Raw genomic sequence first — 20,747 nt, 5'->3', positions numbered from 1 at the left:
CGTGCGGTGTTTGAAGTGGCGTGATTCTACCGGGCCATGCACCCCAGCAACATGAGCGATATTCATGCAAAAGCTCTACATGCTCCAAAAGCCCGCAGGTTTGTTATGATTCACGCCCTCCGAAATGCCTGACCAGAGTAGTCCCATGTCCGACCGAAGCGTTCGTCTGCAAGCCCTTCACCACGCCCTCAAGGAACGTATCCTGATCTTGGACGGTGGCATGGGCACGATGATCCAGAGCTATAAGCTCGAGGAGCAGGACTACCGTGGCAAACGCTTCGCCGATTGGCCGAGCGACGTCAAGGGCAACAACGACTTGCTGGTGCTCACCCGTCCCGACGTGATTGGCGGCATCGAGAAGGCGTACCTGGACGCTGGCGCCGACATTCTGGAAACCAACACCTTCAACGCCACGCGCATCTCCATGGCCGACTACGGCATGGAAGAGCTGGCGTATGAACTGAACGTGGAAGGCGCGCGCCTGGCACGTAAAATCGCCGACGCCAAAACCCACGAAAACCCGGCCAAGCCGCGCTTCGTGGCCGGCGTGCTGGGCCCCACCAGCCGCACCTGTTCGCTGTCGCCAGACGTGAACAACCCTGGCTACCGCAACGTCACCTTCGATGAACTGGTGGAAAACTACACCGAGGCCACCCAGGGCCTGATCGAAGGCGGCGCCGACCTGATCCTGATCGAAACCATCTTCGACACCCTCAACGCCAAGGCCGCGATCTTCGCCGTGCAAGGCGTGTTCGAAACCCTGGGTATCGAACTGCCGATCATGATTTCCGGCACCATCACCGACGCCTCCGGCCGTACCCTGTCGGGCCAGACCACCGAAGCGTTCTGGAACTCCGTGGCCCACGCCAAGCCGATCTCGGTCGGCTTGAACTGCGCCCTGGGTGCCAGCGAGCTGCGCCCCTACCTGGAAGAGTTGTCGAACAAGGCCAACACCCATGTGTCGGCGCACCCCAACGCGGGCCTGCCCAACGAGTTCGGCGAGTACGACGAACTGCCGTCGCAAACCGCCAAAGTCATTGAAGAGTTCGCCCAAAGCGGCTTCCTGAACATCGTCGGCGGTTGCTGCGGCACCACGCCAGGGCATATCGAAGCCATCGCCAAGGCCGTGGCCGGTTATGCGCCACGCCCGATCCCGGAGATTCCCAAGGCCTGCCGCCTGTCGGGCCTGGAGCCGTTCACCATCGACCGCAGCTCGTTGTTCGTCAACGTCGGCGAGCGCACCAACATTACCGGCTCGGCCAAGTTCGCAAGGCTGATCCGTGAAGACAACTACACCGAAGCCTTGGAAGTCGCCCTGCAGCAGGTGGAAGCCGGCGCTCAGGTGATCGACATCAACATGGACGAGGGCATGCTGGATTCGAAGAAGGCCATGGTGACCTTCCTTAATCTGATCGCCGGCGAGCCAGACATCTCCCGCGTGCCGATCATGATCGACTCCTCCAAGTGGGAAGTGATCGAAGCCGGCCTCAAATGCATCCAGGGCAAGGGCATCGTCAACTCCATCAGCATGAAGGAAGGCGTGGAGCAGTTCATTCATCACGCCAAGCTGTGCAAGCGCTACGGCGCGGCGGTGGTGGTGATGGCTTTCGACGAAGCCGGCCAGGCCGACACCGAAGCGCGCAAGAAGGAAATCTGCAAACGCTCCTACGACATCCTGGTCGATGAAGTCGGCTTCCCGCCGGAAGACATCATCTTCGACCCGAACATCTTCGCGGTCGCCACCGGTATCGAAGAGCACAACAACTACGCCGTCGACTTCATCAACGCCTGTGCCTATATCCGTGACGAACTGCCCTACGCGCTGACCTCCGGTGGCGTGTCCAACGTGTCGTTCTCGTTCCGTGGCAACAACCCGGTGCGCGAGGCGATCCACTCGGTGTTCCTGCTGCATGCGATCCGCGCGGGCCTGACCATGGGCATCGTCAACGCCGGCCAGTTGGAGATCTACGACCAGATCCCCGTCGAGCTGCGTGACGCCGTGGAAGACGTGGTGCTCAACCGCACGCCGGACGGCACCGACGCCTTGCTGGCGATTGCCGACAAGTACAAGGGCGACGGCAGCGTCAAGGAAGCCGAGACCGAGGAATGGCGTGGCTGGGACGTCAACAAGCGCCTGGAACACGCACTGGTCAAGGGCATCACCACGCACATCGTTGAAGACACCGAGGAATCGCGCCTGTCGTTTGCGCGCCCGATCGAAGTGATCGAAGGCCCGCTGATGTCGGGCATGAACATCGTCGGCGACCTGTTTGGCGCCGGTAAGATGTTCCTGCCCCAGGTGGTAAAATCCGCCCGCGTGATGAAGCAGGCGGTGGCGCACTTGATCCCGTTCATCGAGCTGGAAAAAGGCGACAAGCCCGAAGCCAAGGGCAAGATCCTGATGGCCACGGTCAAGGGCGACGTGCATGACATCGGCAAGAACATCGTTGGCGTGGTACTCGGTTGCAACGGCTATGACATCGTCGACCTGGGCGTAATGGTGCCGGCGGAAAAAATCCTGCAAGTGGCCAAGGAGCAGAAGTGCGACATCATTGGCCTGTCCGGCCTGATCACGCCGTCCCTGGATGAAATGGTGCACGTGGCCCGCGAGATGCAGCGCCAGGATTTCCACCTGCCCTTGATGATCGGTGGCGCCACCACCTCCAAGGCGCACACGGCGGTGAAGATCGAGCCCAAGTACAGCAATGACGCGGTGATCTACGTCACCGACGCCTCCCGCGCCGTGGGCGTGGCCACGCAGTTGCTGTCCAAGGAGCTGAAGGCCGGTTTCGTCGAGAAAACCCGCCTGGAATACATCGACGTGCGTGAGCGCACCTCCAACCGCAGCGCACGTACCGAGCGCTTGAGCTACGCCGCCGCCATCGCCAAGAAGCCGCAGTTTGACTGGAGCGACTACACGCCAGTGGTGCCGACCTTTACCGGCGCCAAGGTGCTGGACAATATCGACCTCAACGTGTTGGCCGAGTACATCGACTGGACACCGTTCTTTATCTCCTGGGACCTTGCCGGCAAATTCCCGCGCATCCTTACCGATGAAGTGGTGGGTGAAGCCGCCACCGCGCTGTACGCCGACGCCCGGGCCATGCTCAAGAAGCTGATCGACGAAAAACTCATCAGCGCCCGCGCCGTGTTCGGCTTCTGGCCGACCAACCAGGTGCAGGACGATGACCTCGAAGTCTACGGCGACGACGGCCAGCCGATTGCCCGGTTGCATCACCTGCGCCAGCAGATCATCAAGACCGACGGCAAGCCGAACTTCTCCCTGGCTGACTTCGTTGCGCCCAAAGACAGCGGCGTAACCGACTACATCGGTGGCTTTATCACCACCGCCGGCATCGGTGCCGAGGAAGTCGCCAAGGCGTACCAGGATGCTGGCGACGATTACAACTCGATCATGGTCAAGGCCCTCGCCGACCGCCTGGCCGAAGCCTGCGCCGAATGGCTGCACCAGCAGGTGCGTAAAGAACACTGGGGCTACGCCAAGGATGAGCAACTGGACAACGAGGCGCTGATCAAGGAGCAATACAGCGGCATCCGCCCTGCCCCCGGCTACCCGGCGTGCCCGGACCACACCGAGAAGGCGCAGTTGTTCCAACTGCTCGACCCCGAGGCCCGCGAAATGCAGGCCGGGCGCAGCGGGGTGTTCCTCACCGAGCACTACGCGATGTTCCCGGCGGCGGCGGTCAGTGGCTGGTACTTTGCCCACCCGCAGGCGCAGTACTTTGCCGTGGGCAAGGTCGACAAGGACCAGGTGGCCAGCTACACCGCGCGCAAAGGCCAGGATCTGGCCGTGACCGAACGCTGGCTGGCGCCGAACCTGGGTTACGACAACTGACAGAGCGAGGCCGAACTCGGTCAAAATGTGGGAGCGGGCTTGCTCGCGAATGCGGTGCTTCAGTCAACTTATCAGTGACTGACACTCTGCTTTCGCGAGCAAGCCCGCTCCCACATTAGTTCTCAGCGGATACTGGCCAGGCGTTGTATCTCCATGCGCGACAGTTGCATCAACTTCAGGTTACGCGCGGTCGCCCGCTCCACTTCCAGGCGATTCAGCGCTTCTTCGTAGCGGCGCAGGCTCTGGGCATCGGCACGCTCGGCGTGCTCGTCCTCCAGCGCTTCATACTTCTGCGCAAGCTCCTTGTTCAGCGCATCGAATTGTTCGGGATAGCGCTCTTGCAGGTACCGAGCCCAATGATCCTGGGCGACCAGGTACTCGATGAACTCATCGGAGTCTTCCTGGACGATGATGCTGGCCTGGATCTGCGCGCGCCGGGTGCCCTCGATCGGGCGACCAAACGCCATGTACTCCGGTTGCCCCGGCAGTTCTAAACCGTCGGGCCAGCCATGGGTCAAGCCTATGCGATACCTCAAGCGCTCCTCGGCCCGGTCCAGGCCCGTGGCCGACGCTTCGGCCAATTGATCGACCCGGTCGAGCCGGAACAACTGCCGCGATAAATCCAGCAGCGCTCGCCCTCGAAGATCGGGCCTTTGCAACGGGATGCCGTGCAAGGCACGGTGTTCGAATACACGTACCTCCATCTGACTGAAGGTGAGGATACGCCCGTCGATACAGGTGCCGTGGGTTTCGGCCTCGACGAACAACAGGCTGCGTAACTCCGCATTCGTGGTGGCCACCTCGATCACGTCCCACACCCGCTGCGTGAGACCGGCGCGGTTGAAGTTGAACTCCGAGGTCAGGCGCAGGCTCGACATCAACCAGAAAAACCGGTCGTGTCCAGGGGCTTGTGCCAGTTGCTCCCACAGCGCCGTGCGCTGCGCGATCTGCCTAGGGTTGGAACCCTCCAGCCAGGGCTCCAGCGACGCCGGGGCAACAGCGAGCTGCGGCTCGGGCAACGCCTCCACAGGCTCGACGCCAGCCCCCCCATCACCGTCCGGGTCTGAGTCGGAGCTCGAATCGGTATCGGAACTGGCGTCTGAATCCGTGTCGGCACCTGCCTCGAAGCGCCGGTGCCAACGGTCAAGTTCTGCCCTTGGCAACCCCATCAATTCAGTCAATTGGTGCCTGTCGGCGTAACGGTACAGGGCCTCGCGCGCGGCCGGCGTCAGAGTGTGGTTACCCGACAAGTCAGTGCCTGCTACCAACGCATCATGGGCGCCACTGAGCAGGCTGGGCGGCAAGTTGGCTAACACATTGCCACTCAGGTCCAAGTGGGTCAGGTGTGAGGCGGCCAATACCCCCTCGGGCCATGTTGAAAGGCTGTTGTAGCTCAGGTCCAGCGTTTCAAGGCGGCTGAACGCGCTGGCATCGAACCTCTCCAGGTCGTTGTGGCTCATGTCCAGCCAGCGCAGGCGCTCGGCGCCCACCTGAGTTGGCAGCGTGGGTGCCTGCGTGAACAGGTTGGTGGCCAGTTCCAGCCGTTCAAGTTGCGCCATGCCTGCGACCGCATCGGGCAGTACTGATAGTTGGTTAGCGCTGAGTATCAAACGGTTTGCCCGCGTGAAAGCGCCTAGAAACTCGTTACTGCCTTGGGCCGTCAGCCTGACACCGGTTAAATCGAGTGTGCGGACATGCTCGAAGGCCATGTTGAGCGCGGGCAGATCGCCGGTCTTCAGCCCCTTCAGGCTCAGTGTGTCCCCCGCCTCACCGGTGTGCCCCGCCGTCACGCCTTGCTGCCAGGACAAACGGATAGACTCTGCCGCTCGCGTACGGGTAAAAGCAATGGTGTCGCCATCGGCGACTCGGATTTCTCGGCTGAATACCCAGCCGTTCAAGGTTCGCGTGAGCACCTCAAAGGTCCGCTGCCATTGACTGAGCAGCGTATCGAGTTGCGTGTCGCTCATGCCGGCTTGGCGCAACTGCTCGATCCTTGCCGCCCCTTGCTCATCGTTCAGCCCGGCATTTACGCGCCGCAAACGCACGACGAAACTGGCAGTCTCCTCAGGGTTTTCAGGCATCTGCCGCCAGAACAGTAAATACCGTGATAACGACGCGGCCGTCTCCGTCGGCGGAAATGTCCAGGGCTCTTGTGCCAGCGCAAAACGGCTCAAGGCGCCCTGAGGCAGCCCCCTCTCCCGCTCGATGCGGTTGCGCGCCCTATTCAATGCCGCCTCGCCTTCAGCGCTCAACGGGTTACCCGCCAGTTCGGTGCGCAACAGCATATCCGGGTGGCTGAGGGCGCTGGGGGCAAGGCTCGTCAACGCGTTGTCACGCATATCCAGGCAGGCTAACTGCGCAAGGTTTTCGGCGCCAGTCGGCCAGGCCTGCAACCGCGTATCGCGCAGATTCAAGGCCGTCAGCTTCGTCATCGCACTGACATTCAATCCACCCAGCGGGTTGTACTGCAGGTTCAACACTTGCAGATTCTTCATCCCATCAAATTGAGCCTGCACCGCAGGGGTCACCACGATAAGGTTATCGGACAGGTTCAGGTGGGTCAGGGACGGCAGCACGTCGGCGGCGACAGGCACGTCGCTGAGGTAGCTGTAACGCACTTCCAGTTGCTCTACGCCGCCAAACGCACGGACGAAACCTTTGAGCTGGTCGGCGGGCACATCCTCCAGCCAGCTCAGCTTGAGGGTTTTCACATGGGAAAAAGTACCGGCAGGCAACACGGGCAACTCGTCAATTTTCTCGCTGCTCAATTCGGCAGCGGTGGGCAGGTCAAAGGCCGGCAGTTCGAACACCGAACCATCAAAAGTATCGCCCTGCCCGCTGATCTCCTCGTCGAGCTTGACCCCGTAGCGCTTACTCACGGCCCAGGTCCAGCTTTTTTCAAGCGCCGTCAAGATGCGTGCGTTATACCCCGCCTCCCAGCGCTCTACACGAAACTTATGCCTGATGCCCGGAAGCGTTGATGGCTGATAAAACTGTTTGAAGATACCCAGGTGTTCTTCGCGCAGCGCCTGGAGCGCATTCATGCGTGTTTGCGGGGTCTTCCAGGTGCTCATGAGCGCGTCGGTCACTCGCTCGGCGACCGTCTTTTCGCCCATCAGCAACGCCAGTTCTCCCTGGGCGAAACCTTTGACCATTTCATCCAGATTCATGAGGTGCGGACCAGAGCTCCCCGCGTAATTCTTGACGTGTTCGTAGGCCGGTTTGAACGCTTCATAGCTCAGTTGCGACCAGTCCAGCGACAGCCCTCGCCACAGCCGTTCATACCCGGTGTAAAGGCTGTCTGGGAGCTTGAGCACTCTGGTTTGTGCCAGGTCCAGGCGCTCCATCTGCGCCAGTTGATGTACATAGGCTGGCCATTGCAACGTCACATTGGGCGCAACGACTCTCAACGTTTTGAGCTGCTGCAGCGGAGTAAGGTCAAGGCTGTCGAGGCGCGCGCTCTGATAGCCAAAGTAGCCGACCTCCAAGCGCTCAAGGCCGGTCAATGTTGCCAGCCTGGCGGGAAATTGCTCCGCCAGCTCAGATGTCCTCAACGTCAGCCTCAGGTGCTTGAGCCCCTCCAGGCGCGCCAGCGAGACCGGCAAGTTGGTCAGCAAGGGACGTGGCACGCGCTCTGCGCGCAGGCCCTGGGTGGCTTCGATGGACAGGCTTTCAAGCTTGGGAAAATAGCGCAGAAACTCGTCGATATTGCCGTCATGCAAGGCGGCACCGCTGACGTTCAACTCGCGCACATGGGAAAAGTTCGCGGTCAGGGGCGGCAGCGGCGTATCCAGGTTCAGCGACAATACCTGCGCGCCGGGCACCTTGCCGGCCAGCACAGCCTGGCGCCAACTGCGCTTGAGGGCCTGGGCGGCCAAAAGGTGGTAATGGCGGTCGGCCGGCGCTGCGCGACTGATCCAGCCATCCAGAGTTGCCTGCATCTGGCGGTTTTCTTCAAACAACGCCCTGAGTCGATTCGCAATCGCCCGGACATCGTTGCCCGCCTGCCGCAGCTCAAGGATAAAGTCATCAACCTGGGCGTCCGTCAAATCAGGGTAGATCTTGCGCACCTCGCGGATAATCGCCTGGCGCGGGTCAGGCATGCGCCCACTGGCGTAATACCCCTTGAGTACGCCATTGACCCGCGCAGGCGCCTTGAACCACTGCGTCTTGGGCTCCAGCCACACGGCCGCTTGTAGACGATGCTTGTCGGCCTGCGCGATGATTTTCGCCTGCAGCGCCGCCTGCTGGCTTACCTGCGGCACCCCCAAGCTCTGGCGCGCATCATCGGGGAGCGCATGCATCAACGAAGCGAAAAAGTTATCGCCATTCCTGGGCAGACTATTGAGGGCCTCACCGCGTTCATCGAACGCCTGGTAACCGGGGCCTTGCTTGACCAGGTACTTTTTTGCGCTCGCCGCCTGCGGGCCGATACTGTCGAGCAATGCGCCGTCGATACGGCCGTCACGTACCTCCAGGCGTAACGTCGACGGCCAGCCCGGCAACGTCTCAAGGGTATTGAGCGCCAGCCGGCGACTGTCCGCCGTGGCGATGGCCTCACGGCGCAGCCCGGCATAGGCACGTACCAGGCGCCCTTGGCGGGCATACCAGCGGGCCTCCTCCAACATGTTCAAGGGCACACGCGGTGCGGTCTCGAAGGATGCCAGCTCGTCGGCACTGGCGTGCTCGAGCACAGCTTGCGCCGCCGAGTCACTGAGCCCCGGGCAGTTGCGCTGCAGCCGGCGGACACGCGGGTCCACCGCTTCGGTACCGGCATAGATACTGTCGAAAATCGCGGGCTTGCGTTGGCGCGCGTGGTCGGCAAGCTGCTTGTTGAACTCAAGCTTGCGCGCCTCGCGAACCCGCGCAGCCTCGGCGCCAAGCAATTGCACACGTTCGGACTCATCCAGGGCCTCCAGAATACGCTCGGGTAGCTCGCCGCCCAGGATATGCTGGCGGCTGACCTTGATGGTCGCACCTGTACGCGAACGCCCCACGCCGTACCTGACCGGTTTAGCCGTCAGTGCTGGGCCGTCGATGATTTCCAGCGCCCGCCCTTGTGGCCAGCGAGGCATTTCCACAATCAGCGGCAACGCATACAGGTACAACTCATCAATGGGTTTGGCGCCTTCCAGTTGTTCGATCACCGCGGCGGCGGCGGTGTCCGTGTTGAACAAACGCATTGCCTCCAGCAGCTCAGGAGGCGCGGGCGTACGCTCAACGTGCATCTTGCGCAGGGTGTTGTCGCTGACGCCACTGACATCGGCCAACGTGAGCAACGCCTGGTCGGTGAAAGCCTCGGTTGCATGCCCTATTCGCCGCAACAGCGTCAGGCGGTCCCACTCCAGCGGCCGCTCCAAGGTGTGCTGCCAGGCACCGTGGCCGTTGTGCTCAAGGAGCGGCTGGTAAGCCTGGGGATCGGTTGGGTGCTTGATCCGCCATTGTTGCAACGACGTGTCGAATGACTGCTCGTAAGCCTGGGCGCCCAGGCGGATATAAGTCTTGCCCTCTTTCGTATACTGGCCCAGGTCATTGGGGCTCAGCGTGGGCTCAAGCGTCACCGGGCTGGCATAGCGCTCCAGGCTGGCCCTCCACAGCCGGGTTCGACCATCGGGCAGCTTCACTTCATTCAATGCTTCGATCACAGGCTGCGCCTTGGCCGCCCGCCAGCGGCTGACTCCTGCGCCCACGCCGGCCATCACCGCGATCTGCGCAAGGTTCTCGGCGACGTCGATCAGGTGTGCCTTGGCCGCTTGCAGGTCACCTTCGCCCCATTCAACCGCGCCTTCCAGCGTCTCATACAGCAACTGTCCAGCCATCACAGTCATCATTACCTCGCCCAGCACCGGCACGAACATCGAGGCCATGTTCAGCCCGAGCATGCCGATCTCCAGCAGGTGCGCAAGCTTGGCCTCACGCGCCTTGGCATCCACATCGGCAGCAGGCACTGCGTGGGCGCGGGCGTCGGTGATCAACTGCTCGCGATGTTGCTCATAAAAGTACTTCCAGGGGTCGATGTTCGCCGCCCAGATGCCCTTGCCGGCCCGGGTACGTGTGGAAGGTGAAAGATACGGGTCGTTGTTGGGTTCCAGTTTGGCTGGCTTCTCGGGCGGCAACTCCTTGATGCCGGTGATGAAGTGCGGGGTGGTGAAGTCCAGGAGTTTTTTCCAGGGCGAGCGCCAGATGTCAGTGGGCGAATCGGCGGCTTTCTGGGTGAACTGACTGAAGTAATACGCTCTTTTTTCATAGGGTACGAACCGGCTGAAAAACGCCTGGTACGGCGTCGGTGTCGCATCAGCAGGTTTAGCCGCATCGCGCTCGGTGAACAGACGCTTGAATTGCGCTTCCATCTGCGCCCAAGTGTAGCGCTTGAGCGGGTGCACCGGGTCCTGGGGAATGTAGATGATCAGCTCATTGGGGTAGGTGTATTTTTTACAGATCAAAAACACCATGCAGCCGGTCATTCTGAGCTTCATCAGGCCCAGGGTCCTGAACCACACTTGTTTGTTGCCCATCCACGGATGAATTTCACCCTCGATCACCGACAGGATCATGCGCTGGTCGGCGGGCAGGATATCCCCGGTCAACACGGCCTGCTCGGCGGCGGCCTTCAATGCAGCCTTCTGGCTGGCGATAAAATGCTCGCGCAAGGTCGCTTGCGCCTGCCCCTCCTCAGGGTAAAAAAACGTCTGCAGATAAGCTTGGTACTTGACGCCGATATCCAGGCTACGGCACAGGCTCAGGAACTGGCTGACTTTAAGGTTGACCGTGACTGAATGGTAGGTGCCGGGGGTGTCGGTTGCTTCCACGAACCCCGAAGTCTTGTGGTAAGCCCCTTCCTTGCACTCATCAGCCTCGAAATTGTGCAAGGCCGCATCCAGCATCGACAGTTTCAGGAACTGGAAGTCCGAGATTTCTGTCTGGAGAACCCCAATCGCCAGCGGCCGGCGCAGGCATAGCAAGGTTTTATCGACGTCGACCTCTACTTGGTACTGATCCTTCAGTGCCTTGAGCAGCAAGGGCCTGGCGAAGTCGTTGACGTCCTGGAAGCTGGCCATGGTTTTGTCCAACTGCGTCTGTGCACTGAAGCTTTCCAGAAAGCTGGCCGCCACCGCCTCGCGTTGCGCAGGTGAGGCTTTCTCAAGCCAGGTGGGCGGCGATGTGGTGGCGTCCTTGAGCGCTTGCCTGCGCGCAGGCAGGGCGTCGATCAGCCACCGAGGGCTGGCGTGTTCGAGGAAATCGCCATGCAGGCTCTGCGTCGCAGCAGGCGAAGAAGGTTGGGTTGCATCAGCCATCGTGTCACTCCTTTGAAATGGAGTGTCAGCACATCACGCGGGCCGTCACCTCAAGAGGTGCATATGTCGCGCGCGCGGGGCCACGCAGTAGCGGCGGTATCCCTATACCGTCCGCAACGTGACGGAATTGGATTTGCTATCGCTGGTCGGCCCATAGAGCCGCCCCCTTGAATCAATACAGACAAAGGACTTTGCATGCCCAACCCAACCCCCTCGCCCTTCACAGCCCTTGAGCAACTGCCCGCCCAAGCGGTCCATGCCCGCTTCGCCACGCGCCCGGCCTTGTATTCGGTGGTGTTCAATGCCCTGCGCAGGCGCATTCTGGAACACTACCCCACGCTGCAACTGGACCTGCGCGCGGTCAAGCTGGCCACCCCTCACCCTGAGGGGCACTACACCTACCCCTCGTTGATGGAAGTGGCGATAGCCCATGCATTGAACCCGCAACCGCTGGACCTGCACCCACAACGCGAACTGCCTTACTACCTGACCCAGCAAGCCCCCAAGATCCTCAAGCCACAGGCGCCGGCACTGATCGACATGCAGGTCATCGCACGCATCCTCGATGACCTGCCCGAGTCGCTGTCCCTGCACTGGCAGCATGACCTGGCGGACTATTGGAGTGAAACCGACAGCCATGACAGCAGCCGCTGGCAATGGTTGGCCGAGTTTCTCAACGGCCAAATGACTGCGGCAGCAGCGCGCCAATCCACCTTGAATCAAACCCAACGCGACATGCTGGCGGTTGTCGCCGCCTGGCCGGTATTGCAGGAGCGCCTGCCCCGTTCTACCCCCGCCACCTATGTCTTCTTCATCGAAAACACCTTTCATAGCGCCGGCAAGGAAGCGCTCCTGCTGACACCCGACCTGCTGCTGATGCGCGATAAACAGGTGCTGCTGTACAGCCTGGCCGGGACCATCGAAGCCTTCGACTCGATCGACGCCTTCGGCGAAGCCTGGGCGACGAGGATGCGCGAGCGCTTTGCGTTCGATAGCCTGACCTGGCGGCGCAACGAACCGAACGGCAACGTCTTCGAACAACAAGCCGGCTTGATTCTCAACCAACACCTGGAAGACCTCGCGACGCTGACGTTCCAGGGGCAAGAGGAAACCGCCCTGGGCAGGCGTCTGGAAACCCTCACTGACCCGGCAGTTTTCTTTACCCAGGTGCGCGTCCCCGCCGCCCCGACGTTGCAAAATGTCAGCGACCGATTGCCGGACTGGCTCAGCCAGGCTGATAGCGCAGACCGCTTTGCCTACCACCGCCACCTGCAGGACATGGCTCAGGTGCTGCAGCAGAACCAGGGGCAATCGTTCAACCAAGGGATCGAGGACCTCTACAGCTTCAGCCGCACCACCTTGCGCAAACAGATGCAAACCGATCACGGCGACTGCGATCCCGACGAGGTCGTGCTCGACTTCATCGTCAGTGCCGGCTACCCGGGCGGTGCAGGTATTGTCGAACATGTGCGCCTGTCGCTGACCGAGCTGGCGGTAAAGAACCTGTCCGGCAAACCCAGTGGCACGTTGAAAATCCTGGCCAAAGGCGCCCAGGCTTTGCCGGTCTGGCTCACAGAAGACTACTTGCTGGGCACCACAGGACTGATCCAACGCGTAGATATCGGCACGGCCTACCCGCAGAAAATCAAGGACACGCTGCTATCCGACACCGCCGATGCGCGACGACGCGAAGCACTGTTTACCCGGGAGCTGAAGGTCAAGCTGCCAATGCAGGCGCTTGAATACAAGATGCGCCGGCAGCATGGCGTCAGCATCGCGGGCTATCGCTATGTGAAGGCGTTGATGGGTGAAACCCCGCTGGATCGCTACGTCGACGGCCAGGAGATCGTCCTGCGCCCACTGGCGCTGTGCCGCAAGGCCGGCGCCACACCTGATGAAGTCTGCAATACGTTTATCATCGAACCGCGTGATACCCGTATCGGCCCGCACCTGCTCTATCAACCGCTGTACGCCGATACGCTGCATGAGTTCCCCACCCGCCAGGCGCTGCTCGATGCCCTCGCCAGCCCCGGCGCGTTGCAAGACAGCGTGCTGATCTGGCTGAGCGACACGGCCCGCCCGATCTACGACCACGGCGGTATTCGCGAACCTCACCTCATTCGCTTCCTGCCGGGAGATGAGTTCAGCGTGCCTGAAAAACCCGAGCCCGCCACCCTGGCCGTCGATGAAGGTGCCGATGAATGGATGCAGTCGCAGATCAACGGTCAGTTGCTCAACCACCTGTTCGGCAGCACGGCACGGGCGCTCGTGGACCTGGCCGACCGCGAGTCGGTGTCCAACCGCGAAAGCCGCTGGGCCATTGTGATGCAAGGCGCCTGGTTACTGTTCAACACCCTGTTGCTGCCACTGGTACGGGGCCCGGCGATGCTGGTTGGGTGGTTCATGGTACTGGTCAGCAGCCTTGCGCAAGACCTGGCAGGCCTGGACAGCGATGATTCGACCACCCGCGAGCTGGCGTTGATTGATCTGTTGCTCAATACCGCAATGATATTGCTACACGCCGCCTCGCCCTCGGCGCAACCGCTCCGGGAGCCTACTGCGCAGGACCACGCCCTGCACCTGGAAACCTGGCGGCGCCCTGCCGGCCTGCCACGAACGCAGAGTACCGTGCCGGTACGCAATGGCCCGGTCGCACTCCCCGGAGAGCCTCCGGCCACGGGCCATACCGCCCTTGACTTCAGCCGCTCGCTTGCCAGCCCCATGGCCAGCGCACAGTTGCTCAAGGCGCTGGTTCAAGTGCATGTGCCCTGGCCCGAAACCTTACCCGCGCCGCAGCCAGCCGGTGCGCTGAAGGGGCTTTACCGCATCGACGGGACCTGGCATGCCAGCGTCGGCGGCTTGCTGTTCCAGGTAAGCATTGTGCCGGGGTTTGGCGAGGTCTATCTGGTACATCCGCAGCACCCGCAGCGTCCGGGTTTCAGGTTGATCAGCGACGGTCAGGGGCATTGGCGCCTGGACCGGCATGCCAGGCTGGAGGGGGGCATGCCCAGGGAACGGCTAAGCGAGTGGCAAAAAAAACGCAGGGAAAAATTGGAGCAACTGAGTTCAGGATTGGAAGCCCTGAGCATTGATGCAAGTGCATTGACGCCTCAGGCGCAACAGCTCAAAGATGCCGTAAGTCGCGCCAGGACCCAACTCATCGAACACAAACAAGCCTTGCGAGCTGACTGGGAAAGGCTCGACAGCCCTGCATTATTTGCCGCCCTGCGCCCCAGAATCGTTGAGCGCCATGAGCAAAGGCAACGCTCGGCAGCACGTGCCGCAACCGATTGGAACATCGCCGTCGACAACTACCATGAAAACACACAAGTGTATTTTTCGACGCAGGAAAGCTCTCTGGCAATGGCCCGAGAACTGCTGGAACTGGACAGAACACAGGTTCAATACAAACAGGTACAAGATGTCGCGACCGAAAATATTTACGATCACTTACTATTTTCATATTCAACACTGCATCAGAAAATCCAAAACACGCTGCAAACCGGGCGCGGCGAAAGTCTTCCCGAGCTACTGCTACGGGTCGACGCAGAACTGCCCAACCACGTCACGGACGCCTATGAGCAGTTCATCAGCGGTGCAACACAGCGGCTGAAACTGCTCAAGGAAATGGCCAAGATTGCAGAAAAAACGGAAGCCATTTTGCGACAGACCAGCCCGACAATGAGGACTAAGCTCTCAAGCAAAATCACCTCCAAAAACACGATTTCTGCGCGTGTTATAGAGCAGCATCTGTTGTTGGCGTTTGTTGAGTTGATCATCGACCGCGCCCGCGACACCGATAGCCCGAAGGAGCACCCTTTCCTTGAAGTGCTCACCGATCGGCGAGCGAGCGCTTCCATACTCACTCATACCGAAGTGCTCGCCACCAGCGGTTACTCACCGGCTGAACAAATGGATGTACTCAGGGATGCACTCCAGCAGTACGGTCGCCTGGAAAACGCCGTTAATTCGTTATCTGAAATGGGTTCCGAACTTGTGCGAGAAGAATATAGAGCCTCGTTCCTGGAGCAGTTCAGCCTGGCCCGCACTGCGTTGGAGGCGCAACTGGCCGAGTTGATCCTGTCTGAAGAGGGCTTTGTCCCCAGGCGCCCCGCCAATCGCGCCGCCCGGCAGAGACCGGCCAGCCGCAGAGTCATCAGAACCCGTAACCAAGAGACGCTTGTGGGTGACCTGCGCCCGAGCGAGCCTGGTGTCGAAGGCAGTTTCGTTGACATCAAGAACCCCCTCACCGGGCAAACCGTCGCCACTTATCACGAACACGCCAATGAAGGTGTGTGGAACATCGTGGAACCTGCGCGACCGCCCCAGCCTACTGTGCCTGCGGTACGCACGATGAGAATGATCAAGGCGCAGGGACAAACCGTCAGGGACGAACGCACGGGTATCGATGCAAGCATTCGCTTCCAACAGCGCAAGCTTGAGGATCCCAGCCGACGCGACGTACTCGACCCGCATGAGTGGGATGTGATGCTGAGCCAGCATGCAGCAAAGTTCCAAGCCCTTGCAGAGGAACTCACGCGTGATCACAAGGCCAATGACGAGGGTATGGCACTGCGCAATGCCTATCTGGCTGAGGCGAACGCCGCCACGCAGCAAGCCCGCACAGTGTGCGCCGAAGGGTATAAACAGCAGCGCCCCAAAGCCGCCAATGTCGCCTACCTATGGCGTCATGGCTTTGTCGATATCAACCTGGTACGCAGCCGTGTCAGTTTGAAGGCCGGTGACTTTTTGACGGAGTATGCAATCCGCGACAAAAACCGGATCAACGCGGGCCAACGGGGCGAAGAAACGGTGTTGTGGTACGCCCACTTCCACTACCCCGCCGCGGATACCCCGCCCTCCACACCGGCATTCGGCCATCTGAAAACCATCGCCGAGCGCCGCTTCACCCGCAGAGAACTGATCGAACAGGCGCGCTCCGACAACCGCGCGGTGGTGAACCTGGAAAAAGCCGAAATCAGGCCGCCGCTGGACCAGGAGCTGTTTCTTGGGCTGGAGGTACTGTGACATGAGCAGACGCCGTCGGGTTGTCTATGCTCTCTAGGACCACCTTGCAGACGAGGGCTGTATGGACGAGCCTACTGACAACAAACCACCCACCTTCTGGCAGATGGTGCACAGCGTCATGGCAGCGGCTTTTGGTGTACAGAGTGGCAAGAACCGCGCCCGCGACTTTACCCACGGCAAGCCCAGCCACTTTGTGCTGCTGGGTATCCTGTTCACCGCGGTGTTTGCCTTGACCCTGTTTGGCATCGTCAAGCTGGTGCTGCACCTGGCCGGGGTTTAACGCAGCAACAGTTGCAGGCTGAATGGGTAACGGTAGGACGCGGGCTTGCCCACCGCTGACAACGCGCGAAAATCCACCGATGGCAGGGGGCCCGATAGCCGGCGTGCCTGGGCGGCGTCGATCAACTGGAACAACGCCTGCTGGCGGTTGCGACCGCCACGGGCGCCGATATCCACCCCCTTGGCCTCATCATGGATCAACACCATTGCCCAGCCACCCAGGGTGAAATGTCCCGCCACCAGGGTACTCAGGCGCCCATCAAGGCGTGCCGCGAGGATCTGAGGTGAGCTGTTGGCCGCACTGAACAACACGTCTTTGCCGGGGACGCGGCCAGTGTCTTGCAGGGCCTGCATGGCACCCAGCGCCATTTCATCGTTGGCCGACCAGACCAGCGCGGTCTGCGGGTAGCGCTTGAACAGTTGGCTGGCCTGCTCGAATGCGCGCTGGCGGCTCCACTCACCGTACACCAACTGGCGCAGGCGCACTTCGGGGTGCTCGGCCAGGGCACGCTGCATACCCTGTACCCGCAGTTGCGCGACCGGCGTGGTCTTGGCGCCGGAAAACGCCAGCAGGTCAAGTGGGGTGCCCGGAGCGACCGGGCCGTGCTGGCGCATCAAGTCGGTGAGCATCAGGTAGCCCGCCTGCTCGTCGTCGGCAACCATCGTGCCGATCAAGCCGGTATCGTTGTAGGCGTCCAGTAGCTGCACCTGGTCGGGCGTCAGCGCGTTACTGACGATCAGTAACTTCACTCCGCTGCCTTGGGCCATGCGCATGATCTGCGGGGCGACGTACTGTTCATTGACCAGCACCAGGTAATCGGGCCGTTCAGTGCCCAGCAGTGCCTCCCGCGCATGGGCCAGGGTGGTTTGGTTGTCGCGCTCGGAATAGCGCACGCGCAAATCCAGGCCGAGGTCCTTGGCACCGGCCTGCATGAATTGCGCGTAACTGACCCAGAAGGTTTCCGAAGACCGGCCAGGGTTGAGAAACACCACCGACGCAGCCTGGGCGATTGCCCCGTACGCCGACCCCAGCAACCACACACACGCCATCAGAACCTTCAACATGGTTGCCTGAACCTTGAATATAGAGCGCCATGATAGTGGCAATTAGATATTCAATCGAGGCTCAATCAACCTGCTGCTTTACTGGTGGCTAACCCAGAACACGGCGGTTCCCACCACCAGGATGATCAAAAATAAAATGGCCCAGGCGTCCACGGTACTGTCGGGTTTACGGGCTTTGGTGGAATTGCTCATCGCATCGCCTCTTGTCGGTTTTATAGGTGACTGCACTCAGACTCGATCACAGTAAAGACCACACTTGTCCCCATGACAAATGTGGGTATGGCGATAACGGTTCTCATTAGTCAGTTTGGTTATTTACATATACCCAAACATCACTTTTGCGCATATACGCAAACTGGTATCGTGCGCCGGCTCCGTTGGGAGTGCGCGGCCGTGCGCGCAGATTTGCCGAGAACAGGACCTATATGTACGTATACGACGAATACGATCAGCGCATCATCGAGGACCGCGTCAAGCAGTTCCGTGATCAGACCCGACGCTACTTAGCAGGTGAACTGAGCGAAGAAGAGTTCCGCCCTCTGCGCCTGCAAAATGGCCTTTACGTTCAGCGCTTTGCGCCGATGTTGAGGGTGGCCGTACCCTATGGCCAACTGACGTCGCGCCAGACGCGGATGATGGCCAAGATCGCCCGCGACTTCGACAAAGGCTATGCCCACATCAGCACCCGCCAGAACGTACAGTTCAACTGGCCGGCCCTGGAAGATGTGCCGGATATCCTGGCTGAACTGGCGACTGTGCAGATGCACGCCATTCAGACCAGCGGTAACTGCCTGCGCAACGTGACCACCGACCAATTTGCCGGCGTCGCTGCCGACGAGTTGATCGACCCACGGCCGTGGTGTGAAATCGTGCGTCAGTGGACCACCTTCCACCCTGAATTCGCCTACCTGCCGCGCAAGTTCAAGATCGCCATCAATGGCTCGACTTCCGACCGTGCGGCCATCGAAGTGCACGACATTGGCCTTGAGCCGGTGTACAACGCCGCCGGTGAGCTGGGCTTTCGCGTATTGGTCGGCGGTGGCCTGGGCCGTACCCCGGTGGTCGGCGCCTTTATCAACGAGTTCCTGCCCTGGCAGGACCTGCTGAGCTACCTCGACGCCATCCTGCGGGTCTACAACCGCTACGGCCGTCGCGACAACAAGTACAAGGCCCGGATCAAGATCCTGGTCAAGGCGCTCACTCCTGAGGTGTTTGCCCAGAAAGTCGATGCCGAAATGGAACACCTGCGCGGCGGCCAGACCACCCTGACCGAAGCCGAAGTACACCGCGTCGCCAAGCACTTCGTCGACCCTGAGTACAAGGCCCTGAGCAATCAGGACGCCGAGCTGGCCGCACTCGACCAGCAACACCCAGGCTTCGCCCGCTGGCGCACGCGCAACACCCTGGCGCACAAGAAGCCCGGCTATGTGGCCGTGACCTTGTCGCTCAAGCCTACCGGCGTAGCGCCAGGCGACATCACCGACAAGCAACTGGACGCGGTCGCCGACCTGGCCGAGCGCTACAGCTTCGGCCAGTTGCGCACCTCCCACGAGCAAAACATCATTCTTGCGGACGTTGAACAGAGCCAATTGTTCACCCTGTGGGGCGAGTTGCGCGAAGGCGGCTTTGCCACGCCGAACATCGGCCTGCTGACCGACATTATCTGCTGCCCGGGCGGCGACTTCTGCTCCCTGGCCAACGCCAAGTCGATCCCGATTGCCGAGTCGATCCAGCGCCGTTTCGACGACCTGGACTACCTGTTCGACATCGGCGAACTGGACCTGAACATCTCCGGTTGCATGAACGCCTGTGGTCACCACCACGTCGGCCACATCGGCATCCTGGGCGTGGACAAGAAAGGCGAAGAATTCTACCAAGTGTCCCTGGGTGGCAGCGCCAGCCGCGATGCGAGCCTGGGCAAGATCCTCGGCCCATCCTTCGCCCAGGAAGCCATGCCGGAGGTGATCGGCAAGCTGATCGACGTGTACATCGAACAGCGTACCGAAGATGAGCGCTTCATCGACACCTACCAGCGCATCGGCATCGACCTGTTCAAGGAGCGTGTCTATGCAGCGAATCATTAAGAACAACGCAGTCGTCGACGAAACCTGGCACCTGCTGCCCAAGGACGCGAGCTTCGACGGCATCTCCAACTGCGACGACCTGATCGTGCCGCTGGCACTGTGGCGCGAGCACGGCCACGCGCTCAAGGCCCGCGACGGCGGTTTGGGTGTTTGGCTGGACGCCGATGAAGAAGCCGAAGAAATCGGTGATGATGTGCAGCACTTTCAGGTCATCGCCCTGAACTTCCCCGCCTTCACCGACGGGCGCAACTACTCCAACGCACGCCTGCTGCGTGACCGTTATGGTTACAAGGGTGAACTGCGTGCCATTGGCGACGTGCTGCGCGACCAATTGTTCTACCTGCACCGCTGCGGGTTCGATGCCTTCGCCTTGCGCGCGGACAAAGACCCGTACGAAGCGCTGGAAAGCCTCAAGGATTTCTCGGTGACCTATCAAGCGGCCACCGATGAACCTTTGCCGCTGTTCCGCCGCCGCTAAGCTCCTGTCCCTGTAGGAGCGAGCTTGCTCGCGAAAAACCTGAACGATAACGCTGACATCCTGAATGAACGCGTTGTCCTCGAGTTTTTCGCGAGCAAGAACTAGGCGTCCCCCTCGCTCCTACAGCTCCATCGCCCGTCAATCCTGTGTGATCGACTCCCGCTTGACATTAAAGTTAACTTTAAGCTTAGCCTGAGACCTCCCCTGCTCAGGAGTTAACCCATGTCACCGTTCGAATCGCTGCAACTGCCCAACGGCCAAGTCATTGCCAACCGCATCGCCAAGGCCGCGATGGAAGAGAACATGGCGGACCTGCATCAGGCGCCGTCCCAAGCACTCAAGCAGCTGTACAAGACCTGGGCCGACGGTGAGCCCGGCCTGCTGCTGACCGGTAACGTGATGATCGACCGCCGCGCCATGACCGGCCCTGGCGGTGTCGCGCTGGAAAACGAACAACACCTGGCCAGTTTTCGTGAATGGGCCGACGTAGCCCGAGCCAAGGGTGTGCACTTCTGGGTACAGCTCAGCCATCCGGGCCGTCAGACCATGGCCAACCTCGGTCAACAAGCGTTGGCACCCTCGGCTATTGCGCTGGATGTGGGCAGTTTTTCCAAGATGTTCGCCAAACCCAAGGCCATGACCGAAGACGACATCCAGGACGT

The 20,747-nt window shown here is 60.8% G+C and carries 7 protein-coding genes and 1 pseudogene; 6 read left to right on the top strand and 2 right to left on the bottom strand.

The window, feature by feature from the left end; translation table 11 throughout:
* Positions 1-145 precede the first annotated feature (145 nt).
* Positions 146-3,856, top strand: coding sequence for a methionine synthase (gene metH / locus E1K68_RS12645; RefSeq protein ID WP_057709853.1), 3,711 nt, complete (start codon positions 146-148; stop codon positions 3,854-3,856).
* 122 nt (positions 3,857-3,978) lie between these two features.
* Here metH and E1K68_RS12640 read toward each other — a convergent pair whose 3' ends face one another.
* Positions 3,979-11,151, bottom strand: coding sequence for an NEL-type E3 ubiquitin ligase domain-containing protein (locus tag E1K68_RS12640; protein WP_212614170.1), 7,173 nt, complete (start codon positions 11,149-11,151; stop codon positions 3,979-3,981).
* Between the two features lie 195 nt (positions 11,152-11,346).
* Between E1K68_RS12640 and E1K68_RS12635 the strand changes: the two genes are divergently transcribed.
* Together E1K68_RS12635 and E1K68_RS12630 are read left to right on the top strand one after the other, a co-directional pair.
* Positions 11,347-16,179, top strand: coding sequence for a hypothetical protein (locus E1K68_RS12635; protein ID WP_212614169.1), 4,833 nt, complete (start codon positions 11,347-11,349; stop codon positions 16,177-16,179).
* 61 nt (positions 16,180-16,240) lie between these two features.
* Positions 16,241-16,459: a DUF2970 domain-containing protein gene (locus tag E1K68_RS12630; RefSeq protein ID WP_003190718.1), complete on the top strand. Its 219-nt coding sequence runs from the start codon at positions 16,241-16,243 to the stop codon at positions 16,457-16,459.
* Here the strand turns inward: E1K68_RS12630 and E1K68_RS12625 are convergent.
* Positions 16,456-17,523, bottom strand: a complete 1,068-nt coding sequence (locus E1K68_RS12625; RefSeq protein ID WP_137204772.1) for an ABC transporter substrate-binding protein — start codon at positions 17,521-17,523, stop codon at positions 16,456-16,458. The genes E1K68_RS12630 and E1K68_RS12625 overlap by 4 nt on opposite strands.
* A 425-nt stretch (positions 17,524-17,948) precedes the next feature.
* On the opposite strand from E1K68_RS12625, the gene E1K68_RS12620 reads away from it, so the two are divergent.
* The 3 genes and pseudogenes from E1K68_RS12620 to E1K68_RS27790 form a co-directional block, all read left to right on the top strand.
* The gene (locus E1K68_RS12620; protein WP_003190712.1) at positions 17,949-19,607 is read left to right on the top strand and encodes a nitrite/sulfite reductase; all 1,659 of its coding nucleotides are present in this window, start codon (positions 17,949-17,951) and stop codon (positions 19,605-19,607) included.
* Positions 19,591-20,085 carry a DUF934 domain-containing protein gene (locus E1K68_RS12615; protein ID WP_003190711.1) on the top strand — a complete coding sequence of 165 codons (495 nt, stop codon included), beginning with the start codon at positions 19,591-19,593 and terminating at the stop codon, positions 20,083-20,085. The genes E1K68_RS12620 and E1K68_RS12615 overlap by 17 nt, the downstream gene beginning before the upstream one ends.
* A 222-nt stretch (positions 20,086-20,307) precedes the next feature.
* Positions 20,308-20,747 (top strand): annotated as a pseudogene (locus tag E1K68_RS27790) (2,4-dienoyl-CoA reductase); the annotation flags it as partial.

The organism is Pseudomonas sp. B2021, from assembly GCF_018135665.1.
GTDB classification, from domain to species: Bacteria; Pseudomonadota; Gammaproteobacteria; order Pseudomonadales; family Pseudomonadaceae; genus Aquipseudomonas; species Aquipseudomonas lactis.
This window is presented reverse-complemented; position numbering and strand designations above follow the sequence as displayed.

Excerpts from the sequence above, each read along its gene's own strand:
- metH (WP_057709853.1), top strand. The coding sequence starts at position 146 with ATGTCCGACCGAAGCGTTCGTCTGCAAGCCCTTCACCACGCCCTCAAG.
- E1K68_RS12640 (WP_212614170.1), bottom strand. The coding sequence starts at position 11,151 with ATGGCTGATGCAACCCAACCTTCTTCGCCTGCTGCGACGCAGAGCCTG.
- E1K68_RS12635 (WP_212614169.1), top strand. The coding sequence starts at position 11,347 with ATGCCCAACCCAACCCCCTCGCCCTTCACAGCCCTTGAGCAACTGCCC.
- E1K68_RS12630 (WP_003190718.1), top strand. The coding sequence starts at position 16,241 with ATGGACGAGCCTACTGACAACAAACCACCCACCTTCTGGCAGATGGTG.
- E1K68_RS12625 (WP_137204772.1), bottom strand. The coding sequence starts at position 17,523 with ATGTTGAAGGTTCTGATGGCGTGTGTGTGGTTGCTGGGGTCGGCGTAC.
- E1K68_RS12620 (WP_003190712.1), top strand. The coding sequence starts at position 17,949 with ATGTACGTATACGACGAATACGATCAGCGCATCATCGAGGACCGCGTC.
- E1K68_RS12615 (WP_003190711.1), top strand. The coding sequence starts at position 19,591 with ATGCAGCGAATCATTAAGAACAACGCAGTCGTCGACGAAACCTGGCAC.